General features: G+C 70.1%; 20 protein-coding genes, 5 tRNA genes and 1 pseudogene. 19 read left to right on the top strand and 7 right to left on the bottom strand.

The window, feature by feature from the left end; translation table 11 throughout:
* Positions 1-4: 4 nt before the first annotated feature.
* The 6 genes from OG385_RS06405 (at position 5) to OG385_RS06380 (ending at position 1,353) form a co-directional block, all read left to right on the top strand.
* A complete protein-coding gene (locus tag OG385_RS06405) occupies positions 5-724 on the top strand; it encodes an HAD family hydrolase (RefSeq protein WP_266852603.1) in 720 nt (239 codons plus the stop codon).
* A gap of 85 nt (positions 725-809) precedes the next feature.
* Positions 810-881: transfer RNA gene (locus tag OG385_RS06400), tRNA-Gln, on the top strand.
* A gap of 55 nt (positions 882-936) precedes the next feature.
* Positions 937-1,009, top strand: a tRNA-Glu gene (locus OG385_RS06395).
* A gap of 61 nt (positions 1,010-1,070) precedes the next feature.
* Positions 1,071-1,143: transfer RNA gene (locus OG385_RS06390), tRNA-Glu, on the top strand.
* An 8-nt stretch (positions 1,144-1,151) separates the two neighbouring features.
* Positions 1,152-1,223, top strand: a tRNA-Gln gene (locus OG385_RS06385).
* A 57-nt stretch (positions 1,224-1,280) separates the two neighbouring features.
* A tRNA-Glu gene (locus tag OG385_RS06380) sits at positions 1,281-1,353 on the top strand.
* A 117-nt stretch (positions 1,354-1,470) separates the two neighbouring features.
* Here the strand turns inward: OG385_RS06380 and OG385_RS06375 are convergent.
* Positions 1,471-1,800, bottom strand: a pseudogene (locus OG385_RS06375) (transcriptional regulator); the annotation flags it as partial.
* A gap of 91 nt (positions 1,801-1,891) precedes the next feature.
* Here OG385_RS06375 and OG385_RS06370 point away from each other — a divergent pair.
* Positions 1,892-2,407, top strand: coding sequence for a DUF4188 domain-containing protein (locus OG385_RS06370; protein ID WP_266852601.1), 516 nt, complete (start codon positions 1,892-1,894; stop codon positions 2,405-2,407).
* 139 nt (positions 2,408-2,546) lie between these two features.
* Here the strand turns inward: OG385_RS06370 and ndgR are convergent, their stop codons facing one another.
* Positions 2,547-3,263, bottom strand: a complete 717-nt coding sequence (gene ndgR, locus OG385_RS06365; RefSeq protein ID WP_164265352.1) for an IclR family transcriptional regulator NdgR — start codon at positions 3,261-3,263, stop codon at positions 2,547-2,549.
* 171 nt (positions 3,264-3,434) lie between these two features.
* Between ndgR and leuC the strand changes: the two genes are divergently transcribed.
* The 4 genes from leuC (at position 3,435) to OG385_RS06345 (ending at position 6,593) form a co-directional block, all read left to right on the top strand.
* Positions 3,435-4,859 carry a 3-isopropylmalate dehydratase large subunit gene (gene leuC, locus OG385_RS06360; RefSeq protein ID WP_266852596.1) on the top strand — a complete coding sequence of 475 codons (1,425 nt, stop codon included), beginning with the start codon at positions 3,435-3,437 and terminating at the stop codon, positions 4,857-4,859.
* Between the two features lie 5 nt (positions 4,860-4,864).
* The gene (gene leuD / locus OG385_RS06355; RefSeq protein WP_266852595.1) at positions 4,865-5,458 is read left to right on the top strand and encodes a 3-isopropylmalate dehydratase small subunit; all 594 of its coding nucleotides are present in this window, start codon (positions 4,865-4,867) and stop codon (positions 5,456-5,458) included.
* 104 nt (positions 5,459-5,562) lie between these two features.
* Positions 5,563-5,808: a hypothetical protein gene (locus OG385_RS06350; protein ID WP_266852593.1), complete on the top strand. Its 246-nt coding sequence runs from the start codon at positions 5,563-5,565 to the stop codon at positions 5,806-5,808.
* Positions 5,809-5,933: 125 nt separating this feature from the next.
* The gene (locus OG385_RS06345; RefSeq protein WP_266852591.1) at positions 5,934-6,593 is read left to right on the top strand and encodes an HU family DNA-binding protein; all 660 of its coding nucleotides are present in this window, start codon (positions 5,934-5,936) and stop codon (positions 6,591-6,593) included.
* A gap of 82 nt (positions 6,594-6,675) precedes the next feature.
* Here the strand turns inward: OG385_RS06345 and OG385_RS06340 are convergent, their stop codons facing one another.
* Positions 6,676-6,888: a hypothetical protein gene (locus OG385_RS06340; protein ID WP_266852589.1), complete on the bottom strand. Its 213-nt coding sequence runs from the start codon at positions 6,886-6,888 to the stop codon at positions 6,676-6,678.
* Between the two features lie 38 nt (positions 6,889-6,926).
* Positions 6,927-7,622, bottom strand: a complete 696-nt coding sequence (gene cofC / locus OG385_RS06335; RefSeq protein ID WP_266852587.1) for a 2-phospho-L-lactate guanylyltransferase — start codon at positions 7,620-7,622, stop codon at positions 6,927-6,929.
* 149 nt (positions 7,623-7,771) lie between these two features.
* Here cofC and OG385_RS06330 point away from each other — a divergent pair, with 149 nt between their 5' ends.
* Genes OG385_RS06330 through OG385_RS06320 form a run of 3 tightly spaced genes read left to right on the top strand, consistent with a single transcriptional unit; the run spans position 7,772 to position 10,720 of the window.
* Positions 7,772-8,524 (top strand): 1-acyl-sn-glycerol-3-phosphate acyltransferase, encoded by a 753-nt coding sequence (locus tag OG385_RS06330; protein WP_266852585.1) that lies wholly within the window; start codon positions 7,772-7,774, stop codon positions 8,522-8,524.
* Positions 8,521-9,522, top strand: a complete 1,002-nt coding sequence (locus OG385_RS06325; protein ID WP_266852583.1) for an NAD(P)H-dependent glycerol-3-phosphate dehydrogenase — start codon at positions 8,521-8,523, stop codon at positions 9,520-9,522. Before OG385_RS06330 ends, OG385_RS06325 begins: the two co-directional genes overlap by 4 nt.
* A 34-nt stretch (positions 9,523-9,556) precedes the next feature.
* Entirely contained in the window at positions 9,557-10,720 is a 1,164-nt protein-coding gene (locus tag OG385_RS06320) for a D-alanine--D-alanine ligase family protein (RefSeq protein WP_266852582.1), read from the top strand.
* A 19-nt stretch (positions 10,721-10,739) separates the two neighbouring features.
* Here OG385_RS06320 and OG385_RS06315 read toward each other — a convergent pair whose 3' ends face one another.
* Together OG385_RS06315 and OG385_RS06310 are read right to left on the bottom strand one after the other, a co-directional pair.
* On the bottom strand, positions 10,740-11,210 hold the full coding sequence (locus OG385_RS06315; protein ID WP_266852580.1) for a DUF3515 domain-containing protein: 471 nt from the start codon (positions 11,208-11,210) through the stop codon (positions 10,740-10,742).
* A 19-nt stretch (positions 11,211-11,229) separates the two neighbouring features.
* Complete coding sequence (locus tag OG385_RS06310) at positions 11,230-11,463, bottom strand: Lrp/AsnC family transcriptional regulator (protein ID WP_266852578.1); 234 nt, start codon at positions 11,461-11,463, stop codon at positions 11,230-11,232.
* A gap of 283 nt (positions 11,464-11,746) precedes the next feature.
* Between OG385_RS06310 and OG385_RS06305 the strand changes: the two genes are divergently transcribed.
* Positions 11,747-12,712, top strand: coding sequence for a thiamine-phosphate kinase (locus OG385_RS06305; RefSeq protein ID WP_266852576.1), 966 nt, complete (start codon positions 11,747-11,749; stop codon positions 12,710-12,712).
* On the top strand, positions 12,709-13,500 hold the full coding sequence (gene thiD / locus OG385_RS06300) for a bifunctional hydroxymethylpyrimidine kinase/phosphomethylpyrimidine kinase (protein ID WP_266852574.1): 792 nt from the start codon (positions 12,709-12,711) through the stop codon (positions 13,498-13,500). The genes OG385_RS06305 and thiD overlap by 4 nt, the downstream gene beginning before the upstream one ends.
* Positions 13,501-13,656: 156 nt before the next feature.
* On the opposite strand, the gene rpmB is transcribed toward thiD, so the two are convergent.
* A complete protein-coding gene (rpmB, locus tag OG385_RS06295) occupies positions 13,657-13,842 on the bottom strand; it encodes a 50S ribosomal protein L28 (RefSeq protein ID WP_015036441.1) in 186 nt (61 codons plus the stop codon).
* A 246-nt stretch (positions 13,843-14,088) separates the two neighbouring features.
* Here rpmB and OG385_RS06290 point away from each other — a divergent pair, with 246 nt between their 5' ends.
* From OG385_RS06290 to rsmD, 3 genes are all read left to right on the top strand, one after another.
* Positions 14,089-15,792, top strand: coding sequence for a DAK2 domain-containing protein (locus tag OG385_RS06290; RefSeq protein ID WP_266852572.1), 1,704 nt, complete (start codon positions 14,089-14,091; stop codon positions 15,790-15,792).
* Positions 15,793-15,929: 137 nt separating this feature from the next.
* Positions 15,930-18,143 carry an ATP-dependent DNA helicase RecG gene (recG, locus tag OG385_RS06285; RefSeq protein ID WP_266852571.1) on the top strand — a complete coding sequence of 738 codons (2,214 nt, stop codon included), beginning with the start codon at positions 15,930-15,932 and terminating at the stop codon, positions 18,141-18,143.
* Between the two features lie 108 nt (positions 18,144-18,251).
* Positions 18,252-18,836, top strand: coding sequence for a 16S rRNA (guanine(966)-N(2))-methyltransferase RsmD (rsmD, locus tag OG385_RS06280; RefSeq protein ID WP_266852569.1), 585 nt, complete (start codon positions 18,252-18,254; stop codon positions 18,834-18,836).
* Positions 18,837-18,842: the final 6 nt, after the last annotated feature.

Below are 18,842 nucleotides of genomic sequence, written 5' to 3'. Positions count from 1 at the left end.
CCACATGCCCATCCGCGCGGTCCTCTGGGACATCGACGACACGATCTTCGACTACACGACCGCGGACCGTGTGGGGCTGTCGGAGCATCTGAAGACCGAGGGCCTGCCCGACGGATACACCTCCGTCGAGCAGGCCCTCGGCCGTTGGCGGGAGATCACCGAGCTGCACTGGGCGAGGTTCGCCGCGGGGGAGACTGACTGGGAGGGCCAGCGCCGCGAACGGGTCCGGTCCTTCACCGGTACGGAACTGAGCGACCAGGAGGCCGACGCCTGGTTCGCCCGGCACCTGGCCCACTACGAGGCGGCCTGGTCGCTCTTCCCGGACGCCGTGCCGGCGCTCGACGCGCTCGCGGCCGACTACCGGCACGGGCTCCTCTCGAACTCGGCCACCCACAACCAGGACCGCAAGCTGCGCACCCTGGGCGTACGGGGCCGGTTCGAGGTGCTCGTCTGCGCGGCCGACCTGGGGGTGGCCAAGCCCGCGCCCGGCGCCTTCCACGCCGCCTGCGACGCCCTGCGGCTCGAACCGCCGGAGGTCCTGTACGTGGGAGATCATCCGGACATCGACGCCGCCGGGGCGCTCGCGGCCGGACTGCGGGCGGTCTGGCTGGACCGGGCGGACCTCGGCGGACGGCCCGAGCTGGACCGGATCACCGCGCTGGGCCAGCTTCCCGGGCTGCTGCGGGGCGATACCCGTTTTGGAGCGCCGTCCACCTTCGGGTAATGTTCTTCTTGCGCCGCCCGAGTGGGCCGGAAGGCCGGAGCGGACAGCGCGAGATGAACAAGACCCCCAAGGGGTTGCGTTTCATTGGGCTATGGTGTAATTGGCAACACAACGGTTTCTGGTACCGTCATTCTAGGTTCGAGTCCTGGTAGCCCAGCGCAAGGCCAGTAGTAAACCAGCAGTACATCAGCAGTAACTACCTTGCAGTACAAGCCCCCGTTGTGTAGCGGCCTAGCACGCTGCCCTCTCACGGCAGTAGCGCCGGTTCGAATCCGGTCGGGGGTACAGATCCTTCCCGTGAGTTGATCAGGGTCGCACCCGATCAACTTGATGCAGGATCGCTAGGGCCCCCGTTGTGTAGCGGCCTAGCACGCTGCCCTCTCACGGCAGTAGCGCCGGTTCGAATCCGGTCGGGGGTACTCCACCATGGGCTATGGTGTAATTGGCAACACAACGGTTTCTGGTACCGTCATTCTAGGTTCGAGTCCTGGTAGCCCAGCGCAAGATCTTCACGCAAGATCTGCAGTAGATCAGCAGTAACCACCTTGCAGTACAAGCCCCCGTTGTGTAGCGGCCTAGCACGCTGCCCTCTCACGGCAGTAGCGCCGGTTCGAATCCGGTCGGGGGTACAGGACAGGAAAGGCCCTTCACTTCGGTGAAGGGCCTTTCTGTATGGGCCGGTTGACGGGTTGCACGGCCTGGCCGCGCCACCGGCGTGGCTGCCCGATGCCCGAACTCCCGCCGGTTCAGAGCCCGTAGCGCCGGGCCGACTCCTCCTCCTGCGCCAGCCTGTGCAGCGAGGTCAGCAGCGGCTCGTAGAGCACGGTGGCCGCGACGGCTGTCTCCACCTGCTCCTTCTCCGAGGGGTGTGTCTCCATCATGTCCAGGTCCTGGACGGCCACTTGATACATCAGCTCGGCCTGCTGAACCAGGTAGCCGACCTCGTACGGGTAGCCGAGCCGCAGCAGGGTGGCCACCGACGCGACCAGCGAACGGTGGACGGGGGAGAGTTCGCCGATCTCCCGTACGCTCTCCCAGCCCAACTGGTCCAGCAGCCGGTCGACCTCGGCGCGCGCGGTGGCCGTCTCCGGGGCAGTGCCACTATCCCACCACTGGATAGTGCCGCTATCCAATATCTGCCGTCCAGCATGGCGAAGGGGGCACTGCATGTTCGCCAAGCCGATTCCGGGCCGGATGACCGCAGCCGCGGAAGGCGACGTGGTCATTCTGCTGATCGGGATGCGCATCAACCACTTCTGGGGAGTGCACCACTGGCTGCCGGTTCTGCTGGCGATGCCGCGCATGCTCAGGGAGTTGGGCAGGGACAAGAGCCGCGGACTCCTCGGGCACACGCTGCTGGCCGGCTCGCCGCGGACGTACTACGTCGTGCAGTACTGGGAGTCGAAGGAGAAGCTGCTCGCGTACGCGGCCGCGCCCGACATGTTCCACCGCACGGCGTGGGCCATGGTCAACCGCAAGGAGCGGAAGTCCCGGCAGCATGTGGGGCTGTGGCACGAGACGTACATCGTGCCGGAGGGGTCGTACGAGTCCATCTACGCCGATATGCCGGAGTTCGGGCTGGCGGCGGCGACCGGTGTGCTCCCGATCGAGCGCCGGGGCCGCGCGGCGGCCGACCGTCTCGCGCACCGCTCCGGCGCGCGCTCGGGGCCCGAGGCGGGCTGAGCTGACCGGTCCTGGGCCTGTCGCGGTGCTGGGCCGCCACGACGCTGGGGCGGGCCGTTGTGCGAGTGGCTGTGGGGGAGGGGCCGGGTGCAGTGACTGAGCGGAGTGACTGAAGGGCCCTGTGTGAGCGGGCCCCGCGTCAGCTGGTGCGGCGCAGGGCCTCGGAGAGCCGTCCGGCGGCGTCGATGACCGCCTGGGCGTGCATCCGGCCGGGGTGGCGGGTGAGCCGTTCGATCGGGCCCGACACCGAGACGGCGGCGACCACCCGGTTCGAGGGTCCGCGTACGGGGGCGGAGACCGATGCCACGCCCGGTTCGCGCTCGCCGATCGACTGGGCCCAGCCCCTGCGCCGTACGCCGGAGAGGGCGGTCGCGGTGAACCGGGCGCCCTGGAGCCCGCGGTGGAGCCGCTCGGGCTCCTCCCAGCCCATCAGGATCTGCGCCGACGAACCGGCCTTCATGGTGAGCGTCGAGCCGACCGGGACGGTGTCCCGCAGCCCGGAGAGGCGCTCGGCCGCCGCCACGCAGATCCGCATGTCGCCCTGCCGGCGGTAGAGCTGGGCGCTCTCGCCCGTGACGTCGCGCAGATGCGTGAGTACGGGGCCGGCCGTGGCGAGCAGGCGGTCCTCGCCCGCCGCCGCTGCCAGCTCCGAGAGCCGTGGGCCGAGAATGAACCGGCCCTGCATGTCCCTCGCCACCAGCCGGTGGTGTTCCAGGGCCACCGCAAGCCGGTGTGCCGTGGGTCGTGCCAGCCCTGTCGCCGCGACCAGTCCGGCGAGGGTGGCCGGGCCGGACTCCAGAGCACTCAATACCAGAGCTGCCTTGTCGAGAACGCCGACGCCGCTAGAGTTGTCCATGCAACGATACTCGCGTCTCACTCTGTGAAACGCAAGTTCAATTTTCCAGGGAACTTGCCAACCTGTAGGGGCGGCCGTACAACGGCTCGCAGTTGCCGCCCGGTACGGGGGTCCGGACGGGGCGCCCGATTTCTAGTTGGGCCGGCGAAGACGCCGGCCGGAGGGAAAGCGATGGGTAGGACACTCGCGGAGAAGGTCTGGGACGACCATGTCGTCAGGCGCGCCGAAGGCGAGCCGGACCTTCTCTTCATCGATCTGCACCTGCTGCACGAGGTGACCAGCCCGCAGGCGTTCGACGGCCTGCGCCAGAACGGCCGGCCGGTGCGGCGACTCGACCTCACCATCGCCACCGAGGACCACAACACCCCGACCCTCGACATCGACAAGCCGATCGCGGACCCGGTCTCGCGTGTCCAGCTGGAGACGCTGCGCAAGAACTGCGCGGAGTTCGGCGTACGGCTGCACCCGCTGGGCGACGTCGAGCAGGGTGTCGTCCATGTCGTCGGACCGCAGCTGGGCCTGACCCAGCCGGGCACCACCGTGGTCTGCGGTGACAGCCACACCTCCACGCACGGCGCCTTCGGCGCGCTGGCGTTCGGCATCGGCACCTCCCAGGTCGAGCATGTGCTGGCGACCCAGACGCTGCCGATGGCCCGCCCCATGACCATGGCCATCACGGTGGAGGGCGAACTGCCCGACGAGGTCACGGCCAAGGACCTGATCCTGGCGATCATCGCCCGGATCGGCACCGGCGGCGGACAGGGCTACATCCTGGAGTACCGCGGCTCCGCCATCGAGAAGCTCTCGATGGAGGCCCGGATGACCATCTGCAACATGTCGATCGAGGCGGGCGCGCGAGCCGGCATGATCGCCCCCGACCAGACCACCTTCGACTACCTCAAGGGCCGTGACCACGCCCCGCAGGGCGCGGAGTGGGACGCGGCGGTCGAGTACTGGAAGACGCTGCGCACCGACGACGACGCGGTCTTCGACGCCGAGGTGTTCATCGACGGCGCTGAACTGGCCCCGTTCGTCACCTGGGGCACCAACCCCGGCCAGGGCGCACCGCTTTCCGCCCGCGTCCCCGACCCGGCTTCGTACGAAGACGCATCGGAGCGTCTGGCTGCCGAAAAGGCCCTGGAATACATGGGGTTGACCGCGGGCCAGCCGCTGCGCGACATCAAGGTCGACACCGTCTTCGTGGGCTCCTGCACCAACGGCCGCATCGAGGACCTGCGCAGCGCGGCAGCCCTGCTGAAGGGCCGCAGCGTCGCCGACGGTGTGCGCATGCTGGTCGTCCCCGGCTCGGTGCGGGTCGCGCTGCAGGCCGTGGAGGAGGGCCTGGACAAGGTCTTCACCGCGGCGGGCGCCGAATGGCGGCACGCGGGCTGCTCGATGTGCCTGGGCATGAACCCCGACCAGCTCGCACCCGGTGAGCGCTGCGCCTCCACCTCCAACCGCAACTTCGAGGGCAGGCAGGGCAAGGGCGGCCGTACCCACCTGGTCTCCCCGCAGGTGGCCGCGGCCACCGCGCTGCTGGGTCATCTGGCCTCGCCCGCCGACCTGTCCGACGCCCCGACTCTCGTGGAGGCCTGATTTCCATGGAAGCTTTCACCAAGCACACCGGCCGGGTCGTCCCGCTGCGCCGCGGCAACGTCGACACCGACCAGATCATCCCGGCCCACTGGCTGAAGAAGGTCACCCGCGACGGGTTCGAGGACGGGCTCTTCGAGGCGTGGCGCAAGGACCCCGAGTTCGTGCTCAACCGCCCGGAGCGCGCCGGTGCCTCGGTGCTGGTGGCGGGCCCCGACTTCGGTACGGGTTCCTCCCGCGAGCACGCGGTGTGGGCCCTGCAGAACTTCGGCTTCAAGGCCGTCATCTCGTCCCGGTTCGCCGACATCTTCCGCGGCAACTCGCTGAAGAACGGTCTGCTGACCGTGGTTCTCGACCAGAAGGTCGTGGATGCCATCTGGAAGCTGACGGAGGCCGACCCGGCCGCCGAAATCACCGTTGACCTGGAGGCCCGTCAGGTCCTCGCCGAGGGCATCACGGCCGACTTCGAGCTGGACGAGAACGCCCGCTGGCGGCTGCTGAACGGCCTGGACGACATCAGCCTCACCCTTCAGAACGAAGCGGACATCACGGCTTACGAGGCGGCCCGACCCGCCTTCAAGCCCCGCACAATTGAGGTCTGAGCAGCACGTTTTCAGGACTGCGCCCCCTGCCGACCGGCAGGGGGCGCAGTCGCTTGTTGAGCCCCCGCCGGGCGACAACTCGCCCCAGATGGCACAATCGGCGCATGGAACGCGACAACCAACTCAAGCTTTACGCGGAAGTCGCCGAACAAATGAAAGAAGCGCACGCAAGGGTGCGTGAACTGCAAGTCCCGGAGGGCGTAAGGATGGCGCTGTCCCGGAAGCTGTTGGTCATCACGGCCGCGGCGAAGCACGATCTCACCGATGCAGCAACGCGGCTGGATCGGCTGATGAAGGACCTCGACGAGGGTCGATTCCCCGATGGCAACTCCCTTGGTGGATCTCCGTGACGGTTGAGTTCGTTGCGGCACAAGGGTGATTAGACCGTTTCGTGTTTGATTTGCGGTATATATCTGCCTAACGTGCGAAAAAGCCTGGACAGTTTCGTTCAGGCAATGTCTCCGAAGGGGAAGACGTGAACAAGGCGCAGCTCGTAGAGGCCATTGCCGACAAGGTCGGTGGCCGCCAGCAGGCCGCAGACGCTGTCGATGCCGTACTGGACGCGATCGTCCGCGCAGTTGTCGGCGGCGACCGCGTGTCGGTCACCGGCTTCGGCTCGTTCGAGAAGGTCGACCGGCCGGCCCGGTACGCCCGCAACCCGCAGACGGGTGAGCGCGTGCGGGTCAAGAAGACCTCGGTGCCGCGCTTCCGCGCGGGTCAGGGCTTCAAGGACCTCGTCAGCGGCTCGAAGAAGCTCCCGAAGAACGACGTGGCGGTGAAGAAGGCGCCCAAGGGCAGCCTCTCGGGCGGTGCTTCCACCCGTACGACCGTCAAGAAGGCCGCGGCCAAGAAGGCCACCACCGCCAAGAAGGCGGCGGCGAAGAAGGCCACGACGGCGAAGACCGCCGCCAAGAAGACGGTGGCGGCCAAGAAGGCCACCGCGGCGAAGAAGGCCACCACCGCCAAGAAGGCGACCGCGAAGAAGGCGACCCCGGCGAAGAAGGCCGCCACCGGCAAGAAGGCGGCCGCGAAGAAGACGGCGCCGGCGAAGAAGGCCGTGGCGAAGAAGGCCCCGGCCAAGAAGACCACGGCGCGCAAGACCACCGCCAAGAAGGCCACCGCCAGGAAGAAGTAAGCGGTAGGCCACCCACGCGTCGGGCCGGACTCCCCCTGGGGAGTCCGGCCCGCGGTGCGTTGAGGCGTCGGTGTTGCGGCTCTCAGAGCGTCTGGAGCGTCACCAGCGTGATCCGCGGGGCTTCGCCCGCGCCGCCGTTGTCAGCCGTCTCGATCCGTACGCGCTGCCCGGGCCGCAGCAGCAGCAGGCCGCCCGCGTCGAAGGCCGCGGCACCGAAATCCACCGGGGTGCCGTCGTCGAGCAGCACACTGCCGCTGCGGGTCTCGGAGTCGTACGTGTACGCGGTCGCCTGCATGAGCGCAGCTTAGACCGATCGGCAATTGCCGGTCGGTCCTACGGCGTCCCGTGACGCCCCTCCCGGCTGCGGGCGGACCCCCGCTCCCCGGCGACCGCCGCGTACCTGCGGGCCGTGTACGGGCCGAGCCCCAGCGCCACCGCGGCCAGCAGATCGTCACCGGTGTCCACGTCCTGGCGGACCGAAGCCACGCCCCCGAGCAGTATTTCCACCGCCCCCGACGCGGAATGCCGGGCCCGTGACAGGCCGCCGAATGCCGGGCTCAATTCCGTTTCCGCCCGTGCGGTCAGCAAAGTCGTGCCGATTCCGGCGGCATCCGTCAGAAATGCACGGGGGAATTCCGCCGCCCGGTCGAGCACCCGTCGCAATTCTGCCGGACGCAGTGCGGGAAGGTCGGCGTTCAGCGCGGCCACGGCGGCCCCGGGGCGCAGCTCGCGGACGGAACGCGCGCCGTGCGCCAGTGCGGGGTTCAGCCCCGCCGCTGCCGTATCCGGCACAATCCGGGCACCCAGTGCGGCCAGTTCGGCGGCGGCCAGCGCGTCGTTGGTGACGACGGCCACATCCCGCACGGCGGAACAGGCCAGCGCCGCCGCCACGGTGTCCTGCGCGAAGGCCAGGGCGAGCCCGGGACGCACCGCGTCGGAGGCCGTCGGCGAGAGTCTGCTCTTCGCCAGCGACAAGGGCTTCAGAGGTACGACCAGGGACCAGTTGGCGGTCCGATCCGTGTTCGGCATCGGCCCCATTGTGGCCCGAGCCCGCGATACCGGGCGGGCCGGGCCGGGCGTACGGTGTTCTCGACAGAGCAGGGGGGCCTGGGGCGACAGGTGACGTCCGGCAGCCAGGCAGCGTTGAGGTTCAAGAGGAACAAGAGGAAGGTGTCCGAGTGTCCGGCCGCAGAATCGGCTTCTGGTACCGCCTGGCGGCGGTGATTGCTAAACCGCCACTGCTGGTTCTGTTCAAGCGGGACTGGAGCGGAATGGAACACATTCCGGATGACGGCGGATTTATCACCGCTGTCAATCACAACTCATATCTCGACATGTTCTCCTACGGTCACTTCCAGTACAACACGGGCAAGGTGCCCCGCTTCCTGGCCAAGGCCGCGCTCTTCAAGGTGCCCGTCGTCGGACTGCTGCTGCGCGGCACCGGCCAGATCCCCGTGTACCGCGAGTCCTCCAACGCCTTCGGCGCCTTCCGGGCCGCCGTTGCCGCCGTTGAGAAGGGCCAGTGCGTCGCCTTCTATCCCGAAGGCACCCTCACCCGCGACCCGGGGCAGTGGCCGATGACCGCCAAGAGCGGCGTCGCACGGGCGGCTCTCCTCACCAAGGCCCCGGTCATCCCGGTGGCCCAGTGGGGCGCCAACCTCGCGATGCCGCCGTACGCCACCGGGAAGAAGGTGCACTTCTTCCCGCGCAAGACCCTTCAGGTCAAGGCCGGACCGCCGGTGGACCTGGCGCGGTTCTACGGCAAGGACCCGACGCCCGAGGTGCTGAGAGAGGCGACCGAGGCCATCATGGCCGCCGTCACCGCCCTGTTGGAGGACCTGCGCGGCGAGCAGGCCCCCGCCGAACCGTACGACCACCGCAAGGCCCGCGCAGCAGAGCGCCGCAAGGCCGCAGGAGAGGGCACCAAGTGACGCGAGCAGCCGTCTTCGGCAACGGATCCTGGGGCACGGCGTTCGCCATGGTCCTCGCCGACGCGGGGTGCGAGGTGACCCTCTGGGGCCGCCGCGCCGCTCTCGCCGATGCCATCAACACCACCCGTACCAACCCGGACTATCTGCCGGGGATCGAACTCCCCGCGTCGGTGCGGGCCACCGCCGATCCCGCCGAGGCCGCCCGCGACGCGGAGTTCACCGTGCTCGCCGTTCCGTCGCAGACGCTGCGCGCCAACCTGGCCGACTGGACCGGCCTGCTGCACCCCGGCACCGTCCTGGTCTCGCTGATGAAGGGCGTCGAACTCGGCACGGCCAAGCGGATGAGCGAGGTCATCGAGGAGGTCGGCAAGGTCCCCGCCGAGCGCGTCGCCGTACTCACCGGGCCCAACCTCGCCAAGGAGATCGCCGGCCGGATGCCCGCGGCCGCCGTCGTCGCCTGCCGGGACGAAGCGGTGGCCCAGCGGCTCCAGGCCGCCTGCCACACCGCGTACTTCCGCCCGTACACCAACACCGACGTCGTCGGCTGCGAACTGGGCGGCGCCGTCAAGAACGTGATCGGCCTCGCCGTCGGGATCGCCGACGGCATGGGCCTCGGCGACAACGCCAAGGGTTCACTGATCACTCGCGGACTCGCCGAGACCACCCGTCTGGGCCTGGCGATGGGCGCCGATCCGCTGACCTTCTCCGGACTCGCCGGCCTGGGCGACCTGGTGGCCACCTGCTCGTCGCCGCTCTCCCGCAACCACACCTTCGGCACCAACCTCGGCCGGGGCATGACGCTCCAGGAGACCATCGAGGCCACCAGCCAGACGGCCGAAGGCGTCAAGTCCTGTGAATCCGTGGCCGATCTGGCCCGCCGGCACGGCGTCGAAATGCCCATCACGGAGACCGTTGTGGACATCGTCCACAACGGGAAGGCGCCGGTCGTCGCGCTGAAGGAACTGATGTCCCGGAGCGCCAAGGCCGAGCGACGCTGACTCGATACGTACCAGCAGGTACCCTCAACGCGATATGAGCAGCGAGAACTCATCCCAGAGCCCTGAGCAGCAGCGTCGTAAGCCGCGTGTGGCGGTTGTCTTCGGCGGGCGCAGCTCCGAACACGCCATCTCGGTGGTCACAGCGGGTGCCGTCCTGCGCGCCATCGACCGGACGAAGTACGACGTACTGCCCATCGGCATCACCACGGACGGCCGCTGGGCGCTGACCGCGGACGATCCCGAGCGGATGGCCATCGCCGACCGCACCATGCCGTCGGTGGAAGCGATCGCCGAGGGTGCCGAGGGCGCCGTGGTGCTCTCCGTCGACCCGGGCAACCGCGAAGTCGTCTACAGCGAGCCGGGCTCGGTGCCCAAGGCGCTGGGCGACGTCGACGTGGTCTTCCCGATGCTGCACGGCCCCTACGGAGAGGACGGCACCCTGCAGGGGCTGCTCGAACTCTCCGGAGTGCCCTACGTCGGCGCGGGCGTCCTCGCGTCCGCCGTCGGCCAGGACAAGGAGTACATGAAGCGGGTGTTCCTCTCGTACGGGCTGCCGGTCGGCCCGTACGAGGTGATCCGCCCCCGCGAGTGGAACCTGGACCCGGCTGCCGCCCGTAAGAAGATCGTGGACTTCGCGGGCGAGCACGGCTGGCCGCTCTTCATCAAGCCCGCGCGCGGCGGTTCGTCGATGGGCATCACCAAGGTCGACTCACTGGCCGGTCTCGACGACGCCGTCGAAGAGGCCAGGCGCCACGACCCCAAGGTGCTGGTCGAGGCGCTGCTGCGGGGCCGCGAGATCGAGTGCGGGGTGCTGGAGTTCGAGGACGGTCCGCGGGCGAGCGTGCCCGCCGAGATCCCGCCGGTCACCTCGCACGACTTCTACGACTTCGAGGCGAAGTACATCCCCGGTGAGTCGGCCGAGGGCATGGTGCCCGCACCGCTGACGCCCGAGGAGACCGCCGAGGTGCAGCGGCTCGCGGTGGAGGCGTTCGACGCGGTGTCCTGCGAGGGACTGGTGCGCGCCGACTTCTTCCTCACCGAGGACGGCGGGTTCGTCATCAACGAGATCAACACCATGCCCGGGTTCACGCCCATCTCGATGTACCCGCGCATGTGGCAGCAGAGCGGCGTCGGCTACCCGGAGCTGGTGGACCGGCTGATCCAGGCCGCACTCAGCCGCTCGACGGGCCTGCGCTGAGACCGTGCGCCGGCCGGCCTCAGAGGCTGGACGGATCCGTCTTCCTGATGGCGCCCGCGAAGTCGGAGAGCGGGGTGACGTCGTGGGCGTACTTCTGCCCCAGGGTCACCTCCACGTAGGCCTTGCGGTACGTGGTCGTGAACCGGGGTCCGCTGTCCCGCTGCTCCAGCAGCCAGTTGACCCCGTTCGCGTCCACGGCCTTGGCCTGGGAGTCGTCCATCTCGGCGGGCCGCGGGACCCCGCAGCGCAGTACGATCGCCGCATCCCCCCAAGCGGCGGTCAGTTCGGACTTCGGCGCCGGATCGCCGCGGGTCAGTCCCGCGACGGTCTTCGGCAGCGCCTTGTCGAGCGCCCCGCAGAGCTTGATCTGGGCCGCGGGAGGCTCGGGAACCGCGACGGACGTGCTGTTGTCCGTCGAGGAACAGCCCGCGGCCGCCAGCAGCAGGGCGGCGGCGGAAAGGGACAGGAGCCGGCGGCGATCGGTCTTCACCGGCTCAGCGTAGAGGGGGCTACAGATGGACGACCGGGCAGGTCAGGGTGCGCGTGATGCCGTCCACTTGCTGGACTCTGGCGACCACCATGCGGCCGAGCTCATCGACGGTGTCGGCCTGTGCGCGCACGATCACGTCGTACGGACCGGTCACGTCCTCTGCCTGGATCACCCCGGGGAGTTTCCCGACGAGCTCGGCGACCGCTGTCGCCTTGCCCACTTCGGTCTGAATGAGGATGTACGCCTGTACCACGGAACCTCCAAGGCGGCCACGAGGATCATGTGGGGGAGAGAAAGGGACGCCACGGTATCGCGTCGTTCCGGGTGGTGGGGAGCCCCCCGCGCCCGGCAGTCGCACGCGTACGGGGTGTATGGGATACAGAGTTGACGTACCTGATTGACGGTACCTACGGCAGTGGGAGCCCGCGAGCGCTGGCCGATCGGGGCAGGCAGGGCATATGGGACACCTCCCCTGGCAGGCAGGCCGGCGGACAGCCCGGACATGAGGTCCGGATCACGAGGAGAGGCGACGGGCGATGAAGGGCACTGTGGGGGAGCTCGGGGAGTTCGGGCTGATCAGAGAGCTCACCTCCCGGCTCACGACGACCCCGGCGGTACGGCTGGGGCCCGGCGACGACGCCGCGGTCGTGGCCGCCCCCGACCGGCGGGTCGTGGCGAGCACGGACATCCTGCTGGAGGGGCGGCACTTCCGCCGGGACTGGTCCACCGCGTACGACGTGGGCCGCAAGGCGGCGGCGCAGAACCTCGCGGACATCGCGGCCATGGGCGCGGTGCCCACCGCGATACTCCTGGGGCTCGTCGTGCCCGCCGAGCTCCCGGTCACCTGGCCCACCGAACTGATGGACGGCATCCGTGACGAGTGCCAGGTCGCGGGGGCCGCCGTGGTCGGGGGTGATGTCGTACGAGGAGACACGATCACCGTCTCCATCACCGCACTCGGCGATCTGCGCAACCACGAACCGGTCACCAGGTCCGGCGCCAGGCCCGGCGACGTCGTGGCCGTCACCGGCTGGCTCGGCTGGTCCGCCGCCGGGTTCGCGGTGCTCTCCCGCGGATTCCGCTCGCCCCGTGCCTTCGTGGAGGCGCACCGGCGCCCCGAACCCCCGTACCACGCGGGCCCCGCGGCCGCCGGCCTCGGCGCCACCGCGATGACCGACGTCAGCGACGGACTGGTGGCCGACCTCGGGCACATCGCCGAGGCCAGCAAGGTCCGGATCGACCTGCGCGCGGGGCTCATCGACATCCCCACGCAGATGAGCGACATCGGCCAGGCCGTCGGTGTGGACCCGCTCCAGTGGGTGCTCACCGGGGGAGAGGACCACGCGATCGTGGCGACCTTCCCGCCGGACGTGAAACTGCCCGCGCGCTGGAAGGTGATCGGCGAGGTGGTCAATCCCTCCGCGCTGCCCCATGTGACGGTCGACGGGGCGCCGTGGACCAGTAAGGGCGGCTGGGACCACTTCGGGGAGGACCCGTCATGACGGCGCCGCCACTGGTCCTGACCATCGCCGGATCGGACTCCGGCGGCGGCGCGGGCATCCAGGCAGACCTGAAGACGATGCTCGCCCTCGGGGTGCACGGCATGAGCGTGCTCACCGCGGTCACCGCCCAGAACTCCCAGGGCGTGCACGGCGCGTGGGAGCTGCCCGCCGACGCGGTACGCGCCCAGTACCGTGCGGTCGTGGACGACATCGGCGTCGACGCGGTGAAGACCGGGATGCTGTCGTCGGCGGAGCTGGTGGAGACGGTGGCCGGGCTGCTTGCCGGGACGCGGGCCCCGGTCGTCGTCGACCCGGTGGGGGTCTCCAAGCACGGCGACCCGCTGCTCGCGGCATCGGCGCTGGACTCCGTACGGAAGCAGCTGCTGCCGGTGGCCACCGTCGCCACCCCCAACCTGGACGAGGTGGCCCAGCTCACCGGCGTACAGGTGGAGGGCGAGGCCGATCTGCCGCGTGCGGCGGCGGCCGTGCTGGCCCACGGGCCGAAGTGGGTGCTGATCAAGGGCGGTCATCTCGCGGGTGACGCGGTGGACCTGCTCACCGACGGCAGCGAGGAGCACTGGCTGCGGGCGCCCCGGCTCGACAACCGTCATACGCACGGCACCGGATGCACGCTGGCGTCGGCCGTCGCGGCGCAGCTGGCGCACGGTCTGGCCGTGCCCGACGCGGTGACCGCGGCCAAGGAGTACGTCACGGGCGCGATCGGCGCCGGATTCCCGCTGGGTTCGGGCATCGGCCCGGTGGACCACGGCTGGCAGTTCCGCCGGTGACCGGCTGACCGTACCGATGTCGTCCGGCATCGGTGCGGGAATGCGAAAAAGCCGGTCCACCGAGGTGGACCGGCTTTTCAAGGCAACCGCAAGGGGCTGCGCTACGACGAAACGTCGGCGGGGTCAGTCCCCGCACAGGCGGGGAACAACCACAGATTAGCGCGAGACCTTGCCGGCCTTGATGCACGAGGTGCAGACGTTGAGCCGCTTCGGCGTCCGACCGACCACTGCACGCACGCGCTGGATGTTGGGATTCCAGCGACGCGGAGTACGGCGGTGCGAGTGCGAAATGTTGTTGCCGAAGCCCGGCCCCTTGCCGCAGACGTCGCAGTTGGCAGCCACGGGTCACTCCAAAGACTTCAGGTGCACTTACAGTGAATTCCGGCGCGCCGGAATCATTGACTGAAGTGGCGGTACCGGAGGAATGGCCCGATTCTCATCGGGCAACCGAAGCAGCATACAACGACTGCGCCGGTGGAACGAAACTACCATGGTTGGCACCGCCCCCTTCCCCGTCCGGGTTCCGCTGCCCGCTTCCCGGCCGAGGGCTACCCTGCGGTTCAACCCCGCTGCTCAAGGAGGCTTCAGGTGCCGCAGCCGCCCGACGATATCGATGCCGTCGTGGTCCGCACCTGGTGCTCACTGGCGCTGGAGGCACTGGGCAGGGACCGCGAGGAGATCGACGCGATCAACGTCTATCCGGTCGCCGACGGGGATACCGGCACCAACCTCTATCTGACCGTGGAATCCGCCGCCCAGGCGGTCGAAGCGGTCTTCGTCGCGCACGGGACGGTGGGAGCCGCCGGACCCGACGCGGGAACCACTGACGGAGCCCCCGGCGGGGGATCGGTCCCCGCGCTGGCGGACGCGGTACGGGCGATGGCGCACGGCGCGCTCATCGGGGCCCGCGGCAACTCGGGCACGATCCTGGCCCAGTTGCTGCGCGGCATGGCCGAGGTCCTCGGGGCTCCGGCGGGTGACGATGATCACGCGGAACTGCTGAGCGAGGCGCTTCGCCGGGCGGCGGAATCGGCGTACCAGGCGGTCGCGCACCCGGTGGAGGGCACTGTTCTGACGGTGGCCACCGCCGCGGCCGAAGCGGCTGCCGCCGCCGCTCGTACCGGCACATCCGCGGCAGCCGGTACCGGCGCCGGCTGCACGGCGGTGGCGCGCGCGGCATACGAAGGAGCGTGCGCGGCGCTGGACGCAACCCCCGGACAGCTGGCCGTACTCGGCCGCGCGGGCGTCGTGGACGCGGGTGGCCGGGGCCTGGTCGACGTGCTCGCCGCGCTGGCCGGGGCGTTCTCCGGTGAGGCTCCGGCCGCCGAGCGGCGGCGGGCTCCCACCGTGCTGCCCCCGCACTTCACCGACGACTGCCCGGCCGAAGGCGGCCCGGCCTTCGAGGTGATCTACCTCCTGGAAGCCGACGACGACGCCGTGGCCCGGCTGCGCGCCCGGCTCGACGGCATCGGCGACTCACTGGTCGTCGTCGGCGGTGACGGCCTGTGGAACGTCCATGTCCATGTGGACGACGCCGGGGCCGCCGTGGAGGCCGGAGTGGACGCCGGGCGCCCGTACCGGATCCGTATCACCCACTTCGGCGCCACCGGGACCCCGGCGCCCGAGCAGGTCCAGCGCGCGGTGGTCGCCGTCGTCCCCGGCGAGGGGCTGGCGGCGCTGTGCCGGGAAGCCGGTGCCACCACCGTGCTGGCCCGCCCGGGAGAGCCGCCAGCGAGCGGCGAACTGGTCGACGCGATCCGGCGCGCGCACGCCCGTGAGGTGGTGCTGCTGCCCAACGACGCCGAACTGCGCCACACGGCAGCTGCGGCGGCCGAACAGGCCAGGGCGGAGGGCGTACGAGTGGCCCTGGTCCCCACCCGGGCAGCCGTCCAGGGGGTCGCGGCGCTGGCCGTGCACGAGCCCGACCGGCGGTTCGACGAGGACGTCGTCGCGATGACCGCGGCGGCGGGCGCCACCCGCTACGCCGAACTGGCCGTCGCCGAGCGGCAGTCCTGGACCTCGGCCGGTATCTGTCAGGCCGGCGACGTGCTGGGTCTCATCGACGGCGACGTGGCGGTGATCGGAGCGGATCTGGCCACCACGGCGGAGACGGTGCTGCACCGGATGCTCTCCGCGGGCGGCGAACTGGTGACGCTGGTCCTGGGCGACGGGGTACCGGTGGCGGTCGCCGACCGGCTCGAAGGGTTCGTACGGGGCGGGCACCTGGCGGTCGACACGGTGGTCTACGACGGCGGCCGGCAGCTGGCGCCCCTGCTGATCGGGGTCGAGTGACCGCGGTCGGGTGACCGGGATCGGCCGGCGGGCAGGCCACCGGGCGGGCAGGATCCGCTCCCGCCCGGGGCGGGGCGAGGGCGTGGCAGGGGCGGCGGGAAGGGGAAATACCCCCGCTGTCGGACCCATGGTGTGCAATGGACCGCGTGCCCGCGCTCGATGAACCCCTCAAGAACACGCTCGGCGCCCCCACCGCCAAGGTGATGGCCGAGCACCTCGACCTGCACACGGTCGGTGACCTGCTGCACCACTACCCGCGCAGATACGCCGAGCGCGGTGAATTCACCCAGCTCGCCGAGCTGCCCCTGGACGAGCACGTCACCGTCTTCGCCCAGGTCGCCGACGCCCGGGTGCTCACCTTCAACCAGGGCAGGGGCAGGCGCCTGGAGGTGAACATCACCGACGGCAGCGGCCGACTGCAGCTCGTCTTCTTCGGCAAGGGCATCCACAAGCCCCACAAGGAGCTGCTCCCCGGCCGCCGTGCGATGTTCGCGGGCAAGGTCTCCAAGTTCAACCAGAAGTTCCAGCTCGCCCACCCCACGTACGAACTGCTGGACGCCGACACCGACGCGGGCACCGTCGAGGCCTGGGCGAATCAGCTGATCCCCATCTACCCGGCCTGCAAGGGGCTGGAGTCCTGGAAGATCGCCAAGGCGGTCGACGCCGTACTGCCCGCCGCCCAGGAGGCCGCCGACCCGCTGCCGCCCGCGCTGCGGGACGGACGCGGACTCACCACGCTGCCCGACGCACTGCTGAAGGTGCACCGGCCGCAGACGAAGGCCGATGTCGCGGTCGCGCGGGACCGGCTGAAGTGGGACGAGGCCTTCGTGCTCCAGGTCGCGCTGGCACGCCGGCGGTACGCCGAGACCCAACTGCCCGCGGTGGCACGGAAACCCGTACCGGGCGGGCTGCTCGACGCCTTCGACGCCAAGCTGCCGTTCACCCTCACCGAGGGCCAGCAGAAGGTCACCGGGGAGATCTTCGAGGGTCTCGCGACCGAGCACCCGATGCACCGGCTGCTCCAGGGAGAGGTCGGCTCGGGCAAGACCATGGTCGCGCTGCGCGCGATGCTCACGGTCGTCGACGCGGGCGGCCAGGCCGCGATGCTCGCGCCCACCGAAGTGCTCGCCCAGCAGCACCACCGCTCCATCACGGAGATGATGGGCGAGCTGGCCGAGGGCGGGATGCTCGGCGGCAGCGAGCAGTCCACGAAGGTCGTGCTGCTGACCGGCTCCATGGGCGCGGCCGCCCGTCGCAAGGCGCTGCTCGACCTGGTCACCGGTGAGGCCGGGCTCGTCATCGGCACGCACGCGCTGATCGAGGACAAGGTCCAGTTCCACGACCTCGGCCTGGTTGTGGTCGACGAGCAGCACCGTTTCGGTGTCGAGCAGCGGGACGCGCTGCGGGGCAAGGGGAAGCAGCCGCCCCATCTGCTGGTCATGACGGCCACGCCCATTCCCCGTACGGTCGCCATGACCGTCTTCGGGGACCTGGAGACCTCCGTCCTCGACCAGCTCCCCGCGGGCCGTTCCCCGATCGCCACCCATGTCGTACCGGCCAAGGACAAGCCGCACTTCCTGGCCCGGGCCTGGGAGCGGGTGCGCGAGGAGACGGAGAACGGCCACCAGGCGTACGTGGTGTGCCCGCGCATCGGGGACGGCGAGGACGAGCCGAAGAAGCGGAAGCCCGGATCCGATGACGCGGCAGCGGGGGAGGCCGGGGCCGACGCGGACAAGCGGCCCCCGCTCGCCGTGGTCGAGACCGCAGAACAGCTCAGGAACGGCCCGCTCAAGGGGCTGCGCATCGAGCTGCTGCACGGGCGGATGGCACCGGACGACAAGGACGACGTCATGCGCCGCTTCGCGGCGGGCGAGGTGGATGTCCTGGTCGCGACGACGGTCATCGAGGTCGGGGTCAACGTGCCCAATGCCACCGTCATGGTGATCATGGATGCCGACCGGTTCGGCGTATCGCAACTGCACCAGCTGCGCGGACGGGTGGGCCGCGGTTCGGCGCCCGGTCTCTGCCTCCTGGTGAGCGAGGCGCACGAAGCGGGTCCCGCGCGCGCCAGGCTCGGCGCGGTGGCCGCCACCCTCGACGGCTTCGAGCTGTCCCGTATCGACCTCGAACAGCGCCGCGAGGGCGACGTCCTGGGCCAGGCCCAGTCCGGCGTGCGGTCCTCGCTGCGGATGCTCGCCGTCATCGACGACGAGGAGGTCATCGCGGCGGCCCGCGAGGAGGCCGCCCAAGTCGTCGCGGCGGATCCGGAGCTCACCCGGCTGCCCGCACTGCGCACCGCCCTGGACGCCCTCCTCGACCAGGAGCGCGAGCGGTACCTCGACAAGGGCTGAGAGACTGGCCGGGACAGGAGCCCGGCCAGGACCGGCTCCGCCCACCGAGTTCCACCTGCTGAGTTCCGCCCACCGAGTATCCGCCCATCGAGAAGGACAAGGACCGAGATGACCCGCGTGATCGCCGGTACGGCCGGCGGGCGCCGCCTCGCCGTACCGCCGGGCAACGGCACCCGCCCCACATCCGACCGTGCGCGCGAAGGGCTCTTCTCCACCTGGGAGGCGCTGCTCGGCACCCTGGACGGAACCCGGATCGCCGATCTGTACGCAGGGTCGGGCGCCGTCGGCCTGGAGGCGCTCTCCCGTGGCGCTGCGCACGCGCTGCTCGTCGAGGCGGACGCACGGGCGGTGGCCACGGTCCGCGACAACGTCCGTACGCTCGGTCTCCCTGGTGCGGAAGTGCGGACGGGCAAAGCCGAGCAGATCGTGACAGGACCGGCGCCGGACTCCCCGTACGACGTGGTTTTCCTCGATCCGCCGTACGCCGTCACCGATGACGATCTTCGCGAGATCCTGCTCACAATCGGTGCTCAGGGCTGGCTCACCGGCGACGCGCTCGTCACGGTGGAACGGAGCACAAGAGGCGGAGAGTTCAAGTGGCCCAAGGGATTTGAGCCGCTGCGGGCCCGCCGGTACGGCGAGGCCACGCTTTGGTACGGTCGCGCCGCCTCTACGTGCGAAGACGCACGATGACCGGAC

Origin of the sequence: Streptomyces sp. NBC_01306, assembly GCF_026340465.1 — a bacterium.
GTDB lineage: Bacteria > Actinomycetota > Actinomycetes > Streptomycetales > Streptomycetaceae > Streptomyces.
Note: the sequence above shows the minus strand (reverse complement) of the source record. Positions and strands in the feature narration are given on the sequence as shown.

Excerpts from the sequence above, each read along its gene's own strand:
- rsmD (WP_266852569.1), top strand. The coding sequence starts at position 18,252 with ATGACCCGCGTGATCGCCGGTACGGCCGGCGGGCGCCGCCTCGCCGTA.
- OG385_RS06305 (WP_266852576.1), top strand. The coding sequence starts at position 11,747 with ATGAAGGGCACTGTGGGGGAGCTCGGGGAGTTCGGGCTGATCAGAGAG.
- OG385_RS06370 (WP_266852601.1), top strand. The coding sequence starts at position 1,892 with ATGTTCGCCAAGCCGATTCCGGGCCGGATGACCGCAGCCGCGGAAGGC.
- recG (WP_266852571.1), top strand. The coding sequence starts at position 15,930 with ATGGACCGCGTGCCCGCGCTCGATGAACCCCTCAAGAACACGCTCGGC.
- ndgR (WP_164265352.1), bottom strand. The coding sequence starts at position 3,263 with ATGGACAACTCTAGCGGCGTCGGCGTTCTCGACAAGGCAGCTCTGGTA.
- cofC (WP_266852587.1), bottom strand. The coding sequence starts at position 7,622 with ATGCCGAACACGGATCGGACCGCCAACTGGTCCCTGGTCGTACCTCTG.
- leuC (WP_266852596.1), top strand. The coding sequence starts at position 3,435 with ATGGGTAGGACACTCGCGGAGAAGGTCTGGGACGACCATGTCGTCAGG.
- OG385_RS06350 (WP_266852593.1), top strand. The coding sequence starts at position 5,563 with ATGGAACGCGACAACCAACTCAAGCTTTACGCGGAAGTCGCCGAACAA.
- OG385_RS06405 (WP_266852603.1), top strand. The coding sequence starts at position 5 with ATGCCCATCCGCGCGGTCCTCTGGGACATCGACGACACGATCTTCGAC.
- OG385_RS06320 (WP_266852582.1), top strand. The coding sequence starts at position 9,557 with ATGAGCAGCGAGAACTCATCCCAGAGCCCTGAGCAGCAGCGTCGTAAG.
- thiD (WP_266852574.1), top strand. The coding sequence starts at position 12,709 with ATGACGGCGCCGCCACTGGTCCTGACCATCGCCGGATCGGACTCCGGC.
- leuD (WP_266852595.1), top strand. The coding sequence starts at position 4,865 with ATGGAAGCTTTCACCAAGCACACCGGCCGGGTCGTCCCGCTGCGCCGC.
- OG385_RS06340 (WP_266852589.1), bottom strand. The coding sequence starts at position 6,888 with ATGCAGGCGACCGCGTACACGTACGACTCCGAGACCCGCAGCGGCAGT.